Consider the following 13087-nt stretch of genomic DNA (forward strand, 5'->3'; position numbering starts at 1 on the left):
TACGGTAGCGAAGAATAGGCGTTTATGCTAATATTCTGGCATTATTTTTAACGAATTGATGACAATGAAATGAATATTACGCAATTTCACATTCTAACAGAACAATTATTTAATAGTGTTGAACTTTTTTTAGATAACTACGCTCAAGAACATGATGTCGATATTGATTATGAAACTAATGGTAATGTGATTACAATCAGCTTTCCAAATGGCAGCAAAATCATTGTCAATACTCAAGAGCCGCTTTATCAAGTTTGGTTAGCAACCTCAAAACAGGGTTATCATTTTGATTATCATGATCAGCAGTGGATATGTAACCGAAGTGATCAAACCTTTGACACGATTTTTTCTGAAGCAGTAAAAGAACAAGCAAGCTAATCATATAAACAGTTAAAAAAGGGATCCTACAATACTTTATTAAGATCCCTTTTCAGGTTCAAACAATATTCATTTTTTTGCAGGTATAATCAAAGTAGGGTTAAATTGGCTAATTTAATCACTAACCATTTGATTCCTTCGTTAACAAATGCGATTTGAACGCGTCGATGATCCCCTTCACCATCAAGATTGATTATTGTGCCTTCACCAAAACGATGATGTTTCACTTTTCTGCCTAATGTATAACCATCACTTTCACGACTTTTATCCAGATAAGATTGTCTACGATTTTGCTGAAATTGCTTTTCTTGACTTAGATTATCTAATTTGCCTTCAGGAGGCGCAAAGAATCCCCGATAGCTAATTTCGTTTAACCTGTCGACTGGCAATTCAGCTAAAAAGCGAGAAGGTAAATTACGCTCTTCACGACCATAAAGGCGTCTTAACTCGCATAGCGATAAGGTTAAATGCTTGCGTGCTCGTGTTATACCAACATAAGCAAGGCGTCTTTCTTCTTCCATTCTGTCGATTTCTAGTGCTGAACGTTGCGCCGGAAACAGTCCTTCTTCAAGACCGACAATGAAAACATTATCAAATTCAAGTCCTTTTGCGGCATGTAATGTCATCAATTGGACTGAATCTTGTTCTTTTAGCACGTCTCGGCTTTCTAACGAAGTATAAGCTAAAAATGATTCAAGCACGGTTAAGGTCTGACCGGTTTCACTATCTTCAATCACGGTATTTTCATTATTACGATAAAACTGTTCAGCCGCCGACACTAACTCTTCAAGATTTTCAAGTCGAGATTGTCCTTTAATGCCTGGCTCTTGCTCATACATTTGTTGAATTCCGGACGATTTTATCAGGATATCGAGTTGTTGATAAAACGGCATTTGCGCAACTTCATCATAAATTGATCCCATGAGTTCAAGAAAACGACTTACTCCAGATCGCTGCCGTTCGGTTAATCCATTCATTTGAATTAACATTAAACACGCATTCCATAATGAAATATTATTTTGTTTGGCTGTTAATCTGATTTTATCAAGGGTCACGTTACCAATACCCCGCGTTGGCGTATTCACCGTTGCTTCAAATGCCATATCGTTATCGTGATCATGCAAAAGCCGTAAATACGCAAGTGCTAATTTGACTTCTTGCCGCTCATAAAACCGGATCGAACCATAGATCTGGTAAGGTAACCCAGCTTGTAATAACGTGTCTTCAAACAGTCGGGATTGCACATTATTGCGATATAAAATGGCACAACTGGAATATTTTTCACCAGCATCATGATATTTTTTTATCTGCCCAATAACAAATCTGGCTTCATCAATATCATTGAAACCAACATAAAGAGAAATCTTTTCGCCTTCATTGCGATCTGTCCACAAATTCTTACCTAATCGATTCTGATTTTTAGCAATAAGTTGATTAGCAGCATCTAAAATCGTACTGGTTGAACGATAATTTTGCTCTAATCGAATAATTTCAGTTTCGGGAAAATCATGAATAAAGAGTTGTAAATTATCGGCATTTGCACCACGCCAACTATAGATTGATTGGTCATCATCGCCAACAATCATGACATTCGCCGTCGTGCCCGCTAATTTTTTTACTAAAGAATATTGTATATGATTCGTATCTTGGAATTCATCAATTAAAATATTTGAAAAACGATGTTGGCAGTAACTTAATACATCTTTGTCACTGCACAATAATTCATAAGCACGTAAAATAAGCTCCGAAAAATCAACATAGCCTACTCTGTCACAAATCGCTTGATAGTCATTGTAGATAGTCTGCCACATTATCTGTTTAGGATCTTCAGGTATCAAATCTTTAGCGCGTAAGCCTTTCTCTTTTTGATTAGAGATAAAACTTGCACACTCTTTTGCCGACCACTGTTTTTCGTCAATTTTTAATTCACGGAAAATCCGTTTGATCAGACGAATCTGATCTTCCGTATCGATCAATTGAAAATTGGATGGGAGTTTAGCTTGCTGAGAGAACATGCGTAATAAACGATGCGTTAACCCATGAAATGTTCCAACCCACATACCATTAAAATAACCTTCACCAATCAGATGCTGTATACGCTCTTGCATTTCAGCCGCAGCTTTATTGGTGAAAGTGACGGCAAATATGGAATGAGGAGAATAATGTTTTTCCATACAGAGCCATGCAATACGGTGAACTAATACCCGTGTTTTACCACTGCCAGCCCCTGCAAGAACAATAGTGTATTGATTATCAGTGGTCACCGCATCTTTCTGCTCGGTATTAAGGTCGTTTAATAATGATTGTCTGTTTTCCATTATGTTAAAACCTGTTGTCATCATAGCAATTATTGATAGGTTTTGAATTTAAACCTAGTATCAATCAATTCTTTTCAGTTAATCTGTCGTGTTTAGGTTGTCATCAAAAAGGATGTAAAGATAGGCGTTTTTTAAAGCAATTGATGATGATCGTGTAGCTTACTGTCTATTTATACATATTTAAAATAAATTATAGCAGATTATCCAGTTCTGATAAATGATTGATTTCAATATGTGGCAAACATTTGGCATCAGCAAGGTGATAAATATCTTGACCATAAATATTTATCCAACAAGCTAATAAACCATTATTTACTGCGCCGTTAACATCTGTTAATAGATTATCACCGATATGTAAAACGTGCTTTGCTGGTACGGCTAACTTGTTAACTGCTAAATCGAATATCTCAGGAAAAGGTTTAGAACGACCATCCGCCCCACCTCGAAGCGAAAATTGAAAGTAATCTCCTAATCCTATTTTATGAATATCCACATTGCCATTTGTGATCACCGCTAAGGGTATTTTACTGGCAAGTGTTGCCAATAATTGATGCGTCGATTCAGTGATTTGCATTTTATGACGCCAAAAGTTAAAGCACGCCATAGATTGCTGAACGATATCATCAATGTTAAATGTGGATACACCCATTTTAAGGAGTAGAGATTTAATCGTTTCGATTCGCCAAATAACCACATCGTGATAGATTTCGGGATTTAGGGCTAATACCTGTTGTTTTTCAGTATGAAGATCTGACAAGGTGATATTTTTTAGCTGTTCATGTTGTCTTAAAGACTTGATGATTTCATCTTCAGCTTTTTCAACAATCATGCTGTTGTCATATAACGTATCATCAAGATCAAATGTCATTGCTTGAATGCGGTTAATTGATCGGTAAAAACGCATTACTTTCTTCCTCTTTTTGCTCTTGGATGCGTCGAATCATAAACATCAGATAAGTGTGAAAAATCAAGGTGGGTATAAACTTGAGTTGTAGACAAATCAGCATGCCCGAGTAACTCTTGTACTGCACGCAGATCTCGACTGGATTCTAACATATGCGTTGCAAAAGAGTGACGCAATTTATGCGGATGAACATGTGAACTTAATCCCTGTTTGATCCCCCACTCAGCAAATCTTTTTTCAACATTTCGTGGGGAGATTCGACGACCTAATTTTGATATAAATAAGGCATCATCTTGAGGTTCTAATAAGTTACGCATGGATAACCAGTGTTGGATCCATTTAATCGATTCTCTACCTAATGGTAATTTCCGTTCCTTATTTCCTTTCCCCATTACCCGAATTTCCCCCTCTTTTAGGTTTAATTCACGGCAATTTAGATTCACTAATTCTGACAAACGTAATCCAGATCCATACATAACTTCAAGCATTGCCCGATCACGTACAGATAAAGGATCGTTATATTCAATGTCCAGTAATTGATTTATCTCGTCAATATCAATATTTTTAGGCAGATGTTGACCGATCTTAGGATTTAAAACGCCACGAGCAGGATTTGCGCTGATCAATTGATTCTTGACCATCCAATCACAAAAGCTCCGCAATGCCGATAACCTTAATGACAAGCTTCTTGCTTGTAACCCTGCTTGTTTACTTCTACCAATTAATAAGCGCACCGCGGATGAATCGAGATCTTGCCAGTTAGCAATTTCGACTGTTTTTGCTAATTCAATAATGGCATAGAGTTGTCGACGATAATTAATTTGCGTGTTTAAACTGAGTTGTCTTTCGGATTTTAAGTAGTTTAAAAATTGCTCAACGGGTTGGGTTAATAATGATAGTTGTTCTTGATTAGACTGAATCATCATTAGTCCTTATTTTGTTCGCATAATCCACTTTTCAATCAAGATCGGTAATAACTCACTTATTTTTTCCAACAAGAGTGTCCCTTGACCTGCTTGATAATGATGTGGATTTGCACTGGTAAAAATCAAGATGCCCAAATCACCAAATTTTCCTAATAGCGATAAAGCAACTGATCCAACATAGTTATGTTCCGGTAATAAAAAATCTAATTCCGTCGAATTTAATGCACCTAAATACTGATGGCTATACTGCAAATGACGAACACGAATAAAATCAAATTGTGAAGAATTCAGCGCCAAGTAGTGATAATTTGATGGCGCGCTAAGTAGCCATTTATCGTCAAAAAGATAGAGATAAGCGCCGTTCAGTCCCAATGATTTTGCCCATGAATTAAGTGACTGAATTAATTCATTGAGGTCTGAGGTTTGAATCAATTTCAGTTGAAGATCCATCAATTGGCTAAACAGCTGCTCATTCGCTGTGGCATGTTCCATTAATAACGTTATCTCAGACTCAAGTTGCTTTATTTTATTTCGTTGCCTTGCCATGTGCCATTCGGGTAATGAGATGACGCCACGCACAGGATGAGGAATTTGCAAACTTTCAATCTGGTTGGCATTGCGAATAAAAAAATCAGGGTTATTGATAATATACTGACTGACCACTTCATCATTTAATTTGAGTGGTTTAGTTTGAGTTTGACTGTTTTTAGTTTTTAAATTCCGCGTGTTTTTTACAACCATAGTTAAATTCTTTATTCATTTGTTAACATTTTAAAGATAGACTCATTTAATATTCAAATATGCGAACTCGGATTTTTATTGACCCACGCTACAAATTAATTGCCAAATAAGCACTATTTTAAAAAGAGATAAAACCGTCATAAACATGTGTTGCCGGCCCCGTCATAAAAAGTGGTTGATTTTCGCCTTTCCACTCAATCAGCAACTTGCCACCGGGTAAATTGACATTTACAGTCGAATTTAACAAGCCTTGATTAATTCCTACCGCGACCGCTGCACACGCACCAGTCCCACAGGCTTGGGTTTCACCCACTCCACGTTCGAATACGCGCAAATTAATGTTATTACGATCAATAATATGCATAAATCCAATATTAGCCCGTTCAGGAAAACGTTCATGTTGCTCTAATAATGGCCCTAGCGTGCTCACTTGAGCAGTTAGAATATTATCGACTTGTATTACACAGTGTGGATTGCCCATTGAGGCAACTCCACATAAAATGGTTTGTTCTTGTGCTCTGATAATATAGGTCTTTTCTTCTTTAATCGCTTTAAAAGGTACTTTATTTGGCTCAAAAACAGGTACCCCCATGTTCACTCGAACGGTTTCATCATCGTTAATGGTTAAGACAATGTTCCCTTTCATGGTACTGACTTTTAACACGCGCTTTTTGGTCAAACCTTTCAAACGAACAAAACGCGCAAAACAACGTGCACCATTACCACATTGCTGAACTTCTGTTCCGTCCGAATTAAAAATACGATAGTGAAAATCGCTATCAGGTGAATAAGGTGGTTCAACAATCAGTAGCTGATCAAACCCAATACCGGTATATCTATTAGCCAGACGCTTAATTAAATCCGGAGACAGATGAACATTTTGCGTTACCGCATCAATAACCATAAAGTCATTTCCCAGTCCATGCATTTTTGAAAAGTTCATCATCATCTACCTTTTATCATCAAAGATTACTATATCTTGAATAATTGTTTATTGATTCGTTTGAACTAAGAACGTCATAAACAACTTATTAAGATTCATCATTCTTGTTTAACCAGTTATAACCTATACATCAATGGATAGCTAGAAGACGTGTTCTCCACGCCATAAGTCGTCAAACGTTTCGCGTTGACGAATCAACTTATGCTGTTGTTGATCAATCAGCATCACTTCTGCTGGGCGAGGATGGCTGTTGTAATTTGAAGCCATGCTAAACCCATAAGCACCTGCGCTACATATCACGACTAAATCATCTTGTTTGACAGATAGCTCACGTTGATAAGCAAGTACATCACTTGATTCACAAATCGGCCCAACAACGTTGTATATAAAGGTTTTATCTTCCGCTTGTTGCTCTTTTTCGGGTAATATACGCATCCAAGCTTTATAAAGCGCTGGACGAATTAAATCATTCATCCCCGCATCGACTATTGCAAAATGGTTATCATCTTGATGTTTAGTGTATTCCACTTTCGTAATGAGTAAACCTGCATTAGCCACTATTGAACGCCCCGGTTCAAATATTACTTCGAGATCTGGATAATGCGCTAATTTTTTCAATAATTCAGTCACCAGTAGCGATGCCGTTGGTGGTTGCTCATCATCATAACAAACGCCTAACCCGCCACCTAGATCAATATGTTGTATCTGAATATTTTCTGATTTTAATTTATCGACTAATAAAAGTATACGTTCAGCGGCATCCAAAAATGGCGATAATTCGGTGAGTTGCGAGCCGATATGACAATCAATGCCAACAATGTTAATATTGGATAATGCTTTTGCTTGGCGGTACACCTCAATCGCTAATTGATAACTAATACCAAATTTGTTTTCTCGTAAACCCGTTGAAATATACGGATGCGTTTTTGCATCAACATCGGGATTAATTCTTAAAGATATAGCAGCGACTTTACCAAGACGTTTTGCAACATCATTGATTCGATACAATTCTGCTTCTGATTCAACATTGAAGCATTTTATACCTACTTGTAAAGCTCGTTCAATTTCGGTAATGGATTTCGCCACGCCCGAAAAGACAACTTTTTTGGGGTCTGCGCCCGCTTTAAGTACTCGTTCTAGCTCACCTTGTGAAACAATATCAAACCCTGAGCCTAACTTAACTAACAACTGTAATACCGCTAAGTTACTATTCGCTTTGACCGCATAACAAATTAAGTTTTTACGATGAGTAAGTGCATGCTTGTAAGCTAAAAACTGCTGAGTGATATAGTCAGCAGAATAGACATATAAAGGGGTACCATATTGTTTGGCTAAATCATCAATAGCTATCTGATCAGCCAATAAATGACCATTTTGATAATGCAAAAAATTCATTGTTTCTTTCCTAACTTAAGCAACTTTATTTATTATTTGTTCTTGATTCAAACTATTCATAGTTGTTTGGTCTGTTTGATTATTGGATGCTTCTGTAGGATGATATAAAGGCCCTTTTAGACCGCACCCCACAATAGATAGAATGAGCAAAAACATCGAAAGTAATTTTATTAATGATTTCATATAATATTCACAATATTCTAAATTTTTATGATAACGACTATATTACACGATAGCCCTTATCGTGCAAAGCGCAAATAATGAATTTGGTAAATAACAAAGCAAAATCTAATGTCAGGAAATTTGACAATAATTATGCTATAATTAAACTTTTTAATACGACAGGAAACAAGATGGAATCAACAAATCACTGCCCTACCTGTGGATCAGAGTATACTTATCCCGACGGTAATTTAATTGTCTGCTCAATGTGTGCTCATGAGTGGGATCCTAATCAAGTAACGACTGAATCATCTCAACGTGAAGTGAAAGACAGTAACGATAATTTATTAGCGGATGGTGATGATGTATTATTGATTAAAGACCTTAAATTAAAAGGTTCATCGACTGTGCTAAAAAAAGGGGCAAAAGCGAAAGGGATTCGTTTAGTCGACGGTGATCATGAAATTGATTGTAAAATCGATGGCATGAAAATTATGCTTAAAGCCTGTTTTGTCAAAAAAGCTTAATGCATTGAATGCTTCATCTTTTTTCATAAGATGAAGCGTTGATTCACAATCAAATCATGTTTGATTTTATATTGAATTAAATATAGGAAATCCTGCCTGTTCGCCGATTGCCTTTAATCTTTTTTGAGCTGTGATAATATTTTCTTTCCATTTATCATCTTTTGCCCACATCTCAATGACTAACGGTGCGGAATAGTTCATCATTTTAAGTGTTTTAAATATGGCCAGAAAATCAACCTCACCTTCACCAATGACAAGATCTCTAAATTGTCCTGAATAATTCTTTTTCACTTTTAAGGTGTCTTTCAGATGAATTTGGACGATATGATCACGACTTAACAATAGCTCAGTACATGTATCGTAGTTCCAACCCGTAATATTTCCAACATCAGGATAAGCCATGAAGTAAGGGGAATTCACTTCCCGTTTTAAAATTTCAAATTTACTGAGTGAATTTAGGTAATTAGTATCCATAATTTCAACTGCCAACATTATCCCAACTTTTTCCGCTTGTTTAGCTGACCATTGCATACCTTCAATAAAACGTTGGTGAGTCTTGTTATTGGCTGGTTCATAATAGACATCATACCCTGCTAACTGAATCACTCGTATTCCAAGCTTATAAGCCAAACGAAGCGCTTTATTCATGATGTCTTTTGCTTGGTTGCGGACTGTTTCATCTGCTGAGCCAAACGGATATTTACGATGTGCACTTAAACACATTGAATGTAGTGGTATTTGATTTTGCTCACATAATCGTTTTAATGCATAGATTTCGTCATCAGACCAATCGAGCCTTGCTCGACGCTCATCAGATTCATCTATTGATATCTCAATAAAATTAAATCCTAATGATTTTGCTTCCTGCAATTTTTGTTGCCATGAAAGTTCATTAGGCAATGCTTTTTCATAAATACCAATATGATTGGTCTGTAGTGTGGGATCGATTGCAAATGTTGACATAGTTAAAACCTGCTCATATCTTTATTATTTTAAAAATGCAGTCGCCGTAACGACTGCAATCTATCACTTACCAATATTTTGCTATTTGCTCTCTTAATGCTTGAGCCGTTTTTTTACCATTTTCATTGGCAAGAGCTCGACCAGCAATGAAGGCTTTGGTTTTAATGCCAGCAAACAAGTGGATATCTTCCGGTACAATTCCCCCTGTGATTGAAAGCTCTAGTCCTAAATCTGAAAGCTGACGCATTTTAACCAAATCCTCCTCCCCCCAACCTACGCCAGCTAATTCCGCATCTCGAGAACGGTGATAAATTGCCTGTTTAATACCCAATTTACGCCAAGCTTTCGCATCTTCTAATGTCCAATGCCCATACAATTCGATTTGGATTTCGCCTTTAAACTCATCGGCGACTTTCTTACATGCTTCAACCGTGGCTATGTGCGCAGCTGCCGATACAGTTAACCAATTAGCGCCAGCAGAAAAAGCCATTTTTGCTAATATTGCTCCGCCATCGGTGGTTTTTAAATCACAGACTAAAATATGATCGGGATAAAGTTGTCGTAATGTTTTTACACTTTCCATGCCTGCCCCAAACGCAAGAATAGTGCCGACTTCAATAATGTCGACAAATCCTGACACATTTTTAGCAACATCTAATGCCGGTTTTAATTCAGTTTGGTCTAAGGCGATTTGTAATTTAGGTGCTGTCATTTTTATTTCCTTGTTCATTTTATTTTTGACCGTAATAAGCGTTTGCGCCATGTTTGCGAAAATAGTGCTTATCAGATAAGGTTTGTTGTATTTTAATGGTTTGATTGAGTTGACGAGTTGCAATTGCCATCATAGCGACTTCTTCCAGTACCACAGCATTATGTACGGCATCGATAGCATTTTTTCCCCAACAAAATGGAGCATGTCCAGAAATCACAGCGCCAGGCATGGCTTTTGGATCGACGCCTCGACGTTTGAACTCCTCAATAATGACAAGTCCTGTATTTTTTTCATAATCGGTCGCAATTTCATTATCAGTTAACCGACGAGTACAAGGTACATCACCATAAAAGTAATCGGCATGCGTTGTGCCTAAGGCTGGGATGTCTAACTCTGCTTGAGCCCAAATGGTGGCATAGCGCGAATGGGTATGGACAATGCCACCAATATTTTCAAATGCTTTATAGAGTTCAAGATGAGTGGCTGTATCACTGGACGGATTGAGTTTACCTTCTACAATTTCCCCTGTTAATGAAAGCACAACAATGTCATCTACAGTCATCGCACCGTACTCAACACCTGAAGGCTTTATGGCAATAACGCCTTTTGTGCGATCAATTTCTGATACGTTGCCCCAAGTAAAAGTAACCAGATTATATTTAGGTAACAGTAAATTAGCGTGTAAAACCCTTTCTTTTAAAGCTTGATACATAAACTAGCCTCCATTTAAAGCCCGATCAATGACTGCATAGACATCTTCTTTACTGTGACAACGTCTTAATTTATCGAGATCAACACCTGTTGCGCTATTTTCATCATCTAAAATTTGTGTCACTTCCATTAACCCTTCCATATGTTGATCAGACGTACTTCCGGCTAAGGTGACGAGCACATCAACCGGTTCATCTTCTCCGTCAAAATAAACAGGTTTTTTTAAGGTTACTAAGGCAAAAGCGGTACGATTGACACCATCTTCAGGTCTGGCATGCGGCATAGCCAGATTAGGCGCAATGATAATGTAAGGTCCCATGGATTTTACACAACGGATAATGGCATCGTGATAAGATGGTTCAATGGCTTTTGATGCTACTAACATATCGGTTCCAAGCTTGACCGCATCTTCCCAATTTGCCGCTTCTGCGCTGAGTAATATTGAGTTATTTTCAATTAAAGATTCTTTGAAAGCCATATTGCGCTCCTTTTTCATATTCTATCTATTTATTCGTATTAACTTGGTTAATTAGTTCGATAAGCTCATCGCCAAACGTATGTGGATTAAGCATATTTTGTACACCGAGTGCATGTTGACCTTCATTCACTTCAATTTCATGTATCAGATGCTTCGATGCTACGATGATATCAACATTCGGTAATCGGGATTTGTAGTCGGTAACTGCACAAGAATCCATAATGTTAGGGATCCCTTTCTTATCCAGAAAATTCGCAATTTTCATTTTCATCATCATTGATGACCCTTGACCACTACCGCATACCGCCAGAATACGAATTGGTTGGCCTTCACTTATTGCAACTTCATCCATTTTTTCAACTACTGCTTCATTTACATCCTGATGTATATCGTTTTCGATAGGTTGATTTTTTTGTTGTGCTTCTTCAGCGCGTAGTGTTTTAGCGGCAAAGAACATATAAACTAACGCTAACGCAATGATTAAATAGATAAACAAATGAGAAAATGATAACCCTTGTAAGATTGGTGGGAATAAAATTGACCAATCCGCCATCCCCATCCATGAGTCAATAGGCGTGCCGTTTTGTGCAAAAATATTGATCACCCAAGCAGAACCCAGAACTTCGATTATCCCCATCGCAAAACAGATTTTCATTACCGCTTTCCAACCTCCAAAATGGTTGGCAAATACGCCGATTGTCGCATTTGAGAAGAACATAGGAATAAATCCTGGAATAATCATTATTGGGGATTTGAAGATAAGCAATAATGCGATCGCTAAGAATTGCCCTAATGCACCCCAAATAAAACCAAAAACCATGGCATTGGGTGAAAATGCATAAATGGCTGCACAATCAATAGCAAGCACAGCATTGGGAATTAATTTTTCAGAAATACCTTTAAATGCTTCGGATAATTCAGCAACAAACATTCGTACACCGCCCACAATAACTTGTATTGCAACGGCAAATTTAAGTCCTGTTTCGAAAATATAGATTGTCCAATGGGTTGAACCAGCCATTGTTTGAAGATTATCTAAACCAAATGAAAGAAGGATGATGCCAAAGAAGAATGTCATGACAATGGTTGTGGCAGCGATACTATCATGGAAAATATGTAACCATTTAGGTAATTTAAGATTATCAACCGAATCATTTTTATCACCCAGTTTTGGCGCTAATTTTACTGCTATCCATGAACCGAGTTGCTGTTGATGACCAATGGAAAAACCAGCCCCACCTGTTACCGCTTCGGTTGGTTTAAACATCATATTTGAGAATATCCCCCAATAGAGTGCAGTAATAATGGCGGAATAGATAATGGTTTCCCACATGCCATAACCAAATAAAAAGTAAAATAGTGCAATAAGACCGACTTGCTGAAACATAATATGACCTGTCAGCATGATCGTTCTGATACCGGTTAAACGGCGAAACAGCACAAGTGCAATGTTGATAGCAAGTGCCAATAATACTGCATAGCCAACCCAAGAATATTGATCGCCCATACCCTTTTCGACGGCCACCATCGAGGCATACGTATCAATAATCGATCCTTTAATACCATGATATTCTGATAGTTTTGCAATGACGGGTTTAAAGGTTGAAACTAACACTCCTGAACCGACTTGTAATAACATAAAACCAACAATGGTTTTAATGGTGCCTTTTAAAACGGTTGTTATGTCTTTACGTAAAAGGCAATAACCTAACATTGTCACTAAGCCAAGCAACAAAGGCGCTTTTGTCATAACTTGGCTATAAAAAATATAAAATATGTTGTAGATTACTTCCATATGTTCCTCTCATTGGTTGATCGACATCTTTAAATATCTAACGCTTTACTGTGGAGAACTAACTTCGTTTTTAAATTTTTCTATAATATTTATTGTTATATGAATAGATAAAATTTCTGATTACACTTCGTTAT

Annotated in this window: 14 protein-coding genes; 2 read left to right on the top strand and 12 right to left on the bottom strand. The window is 37.2% G+C overall.

Features of this window, described 5'->3' with window-relative positions:
• The first annotated feature begins 69 nt into the window (after window positions 1-69).
• On the top strand, window positions 70-378 hold the full coding sequence (gene cyaY, locus ACGH6R_RS02630) for an iron donor protein CyaY (RefSeq protein WP_267378247.1): 309 nt from the start codon (window positions 70-72) through the stop codon (window positions 376-378).
• An 89-nt stretch (window positions 379-467) separates the two neighbouring features.
• Here the strand turns inward: cyaY and uvrD are convergent, their stop codons facing one another.
• The 7 genes from uvrD to lptM form a co-directional block, all read right to left on the bottom strand.
• Window positions 468-2696 (bottom strand): DNA helicase II, encoded by a 2229-nt coding sequence (uvrD, locus tag ACGH6R_RS02635; RefSeq protein WP_267351407.1) that lies wholly within the window; start codon window positions 2694-2696, stop codon window positions 468-470.
• Between the two features lie 190 nt (window positions 2697-2886).
• Window positions 2887-3600 carry a 5-amino-6-(5-phospho-D-ribitylamino)uracil phosphatase YigB gene (gene yigB / locus ACGH6R_RS02640; protein WP_411598819.1) on the bottom strand — a complete coding sequence of 238 codons (714 nt, stop codon included), beginning with the start codon at window positions 3598-3600 and terminating at the stop codon, window positions 2887-2889.
• On the bottom strand, window positions 3600-4523 hold the full coding sequence (gene xerC / locus ACGH6R_RS02645; RefSeq protein WP_065559259.1) for a tyrosine recombinase XerC: 924 nt from the start codon (window positions 4521-4523) through the stop codon (window positions 3600-3602). Before xerC ends, yigB begins: the two co-directional genes overlap by 1 nt.
• 9 nt (window positions 4524-4532) lie before the next feature.
• Window positions 4533-5267: a DUF484 family protein gene (locus ACGH6R_RS02650; RefSeq protein WP_411598820.1), complete on the bottom strand. Its 735-nt coding sequence runs from the start codon at window positions 5265-5267 to the stop codon at window positions 4533-4535.
• A gap of 118 nt (window positions 5268-5385) precedes the next feature.
• Window positions 5386-6210: a diaminopimelate epimerase gene (gene dapF, locus ACGH6R_RS02655; protein WP_411598821.1), complete on the bottom strand. Its 825-nt coding sequence runs from the start codon at window positions 6208-6210 to the stop codon at window positions 5386-5388.
• Between the two features lie 141 nt (window positions 6211-6351).
• A complete protein-coding gene (lysA, locus tag ACGH6R_RS02660) occupies window positions 6352-7605 on the bottom strand; it encodes a diaminopimelate decarboxylase (protein ID WP_411598822.1) in 1254 nt (417 codons plus the stop codon).
• Between the two features lie 15 nt (window positions 7606-7620).
• On the bottom strand, window positions 7621-7788 hold the full coding sequence (gene lptM / locus ACGH6R_RS02665) for an LPS translocon maturation chaperone LptM (RefSeq protein WP_220216806.1): 168 nt from the start codon (window positions 7786-7788) through the stop codon (window positions 7621-7623).
• Between the two features lie 170 nt (window positions 7789-7958).
• On the opposite strand from lptM, the gene ACGH6R_RS02670 reads away from it, so the two are divergent.
• Window positions 7959-8294: a zinc ribbon domain-containing protein YjdM gene (locus tag ACGH6R_RS02670; RefSeq protein WP_411598823.1), complete on the top strand. Its 336-nt coding sequence runs from the start codon at window positions 7959-7961 to the stop codon at window positions 8292-8294.
• A 66-nt stretch (window positions 8295-8360) separates the two neighbouring features.
• Here ACGH6R_RS02670 and ACGH6R_RS02675 read toward each other — a convergent pair whose 3' ends face one another.
• The 5 genes from ACGH6R_RS02675 to ACGH6R_RS02695 all read right to left on the bottom strand — a co-directional run bounded on the left by ACGH6R_RS02675 (window position 8361) and on the right by ACGH6R_RS02695 (window position 12953).
• A complete protein-coding gene (locus ACGH6R_RS02675; protein WP_411598824.1) occupies window positions 8361-9257 on the bottom strand; it encodes an L-ribulose-5-phosphate 3-epimerase in 897 nt (298 codons plus the stop codon).
• Window positions 9258-9324: 67 nt separating this feature from the next.
• Window positions 9325-9969, bottom strand: a complete 645-nt coding sequence (locus ACGH6R_RS02680) for a 3-keto-L-gulonate-6-phosphate decarboxylase UlaD (protein ID WP_267361259.1) — start codon at window positions 9967-9969, stop codon at window positions 9325-9327.
• Window positions 9970-9988: 19 nt separating this feature from the next.
• Window positions 9989-10681: an L-ribulose-5-phosphate 4-epimerase gene (locus ACGH6R_RS02685; RefSeq protein ID WP_411598825.1), complete on the bottom strand. Its 693-nt coding sequence runs from the start codon at window positions 10679-10681 to the stop codon at window positions 9989-9991.
• A gap of 3 nt (window positions 10682-10684) precedes the next feature.
• A complete protein-coding gene (locus ACGH6R_RS02690; protein ID WP_267351391.1) occupies window positions 10685-11158 on the bottom strand; it encodes a PTS sugar transporter subunit IIA in 474 nt (157 codons plus the stop codon).
• A 25-nt stretch (window positions 11159-11183) separates the two neighbouring features.
• Window positions 11184-12953, bottom strand: coding sequence for a PTS ascorbate-specific subunit IIBC (locus tag ACGH6R_RS02695; protein ID WP_411598826.1), 1770 nt, complete (start codon window positions 12951-12953; stop codon window positions 11184-11186).
• Window positions 12954-13087: the final 134 nt, after the last annotated feature.

Origin of the sequence: Gilliamella sp. CG13 (genome assembly GCF_046635805.1) — a bacterium.
GTDB lineage: Bacteria > Pseudomonadota > Gammaproteobacteria > Enterobacterales > Orbaceae > Gilliamella > Gilliamella apicola_I.

What these genes read in the sequence shown, in the direction of transcription:
- ACGH6R_RS02675 (WP_411598824.1), bottom strand. Translation starts at nt 9,257, where the DNA reads ATGTCAACATTTGCAATCGATCCCACACTACAGACCAATCATATTGGT.
- xerC (WP_065559259.1), bottom strand. Translation starts at nt 4,523, where the DNA reads ATGATTCAGTCTAATCAAGAACAACTATCATTATTAACCCAACCCGTT.
- lptM (WP_220216806.1), bottom strand. Translation starts at nt 7,788, where the DNA reads ATGAAATCATTAATAAAATTACTTTCGATGTTTTTGCTCATTCTATCT.
- dapF (WP_411598821.1), bottom strand. Translation starts at nt 6,210, where the DNA reads ATGAACTTTTCAAAAATGCATGGACTGGGAAATGACTTTATGGTTATT.
- yigB (WP_411598819.1), bottom strand. Translation starts at nt 3,600, where the DNA reads ATGCGTTTTTACCGATCAATTAACCGCATTCAAGCAATGACATTTGAT.
- ACGH6R_RS02685 (WP_411598825.1), bottom strand. Translation starts at nt 10,681, where the DNA reads ATGTATCAAGCTTTAAAAGAAAGGGTTTTACACGCTAATTTACTGTTA.
- uvrD (WP_267351407.1), bottom strand. Translation starts at nt 2,696, where the DNA reads ATGGAAAACAGACAATCATTATTAAACGACCTTAATACCGAGCAGAAA.
- ACGH6R_RS02670 (WP_411598823.1), top strand. Translation starts at nt 7,959, where the DNA reads ATGGAATCAACAAATCACTGCCCTACCTGTGGATCAGAGTATACTTAT.
- ACGH6R_RS02695 (WP_411598826.1), bottom strand. Translation starts at nt 12,953, where the DNA reads ATGGAAGTAATCTACAACATATTTTATATTTTTTATAGCCAAGTTATG.
- ACGH6R_RS02650 (WP_411598820.1), bottom strand. Translation starts at nt 5,267, where the DNA reads ATGGTTGTAAAAAACACGCGGAATTTAAAAACTAAAAACAGTCAAACT.
- ACGH6R_RS02690 (WP_267351391.1), bottom strand. Translation starts at nt 11,158, where the DNA reads ATGGCTTTCAAAGAATCTTTAATTGAAAATAACTCAATATTACTCAGC.
- lysA (WP_411598822.1), bottom strand. Translation starts at nt 7,605, where the DNA reads ATGAATTTTTTGCATTATCAAAATGGTCATTTATTGGCTGATCAGATA.
- ACGH6R_RS02680 (WP_267361259.1), bottom strand. Translation starts at nt 9,969, where the DNA reads ATGACAGCACCTAAATTACAAATCGCCTTAGACCAAACTGAATTAAAA.
- cyaY (WP_267378247.1), top strand. Translation starts at nt 70, where the DNA reads ATGAATATTACGCAATTTCACATTCTAACAGAACAATTATTTAATAGT.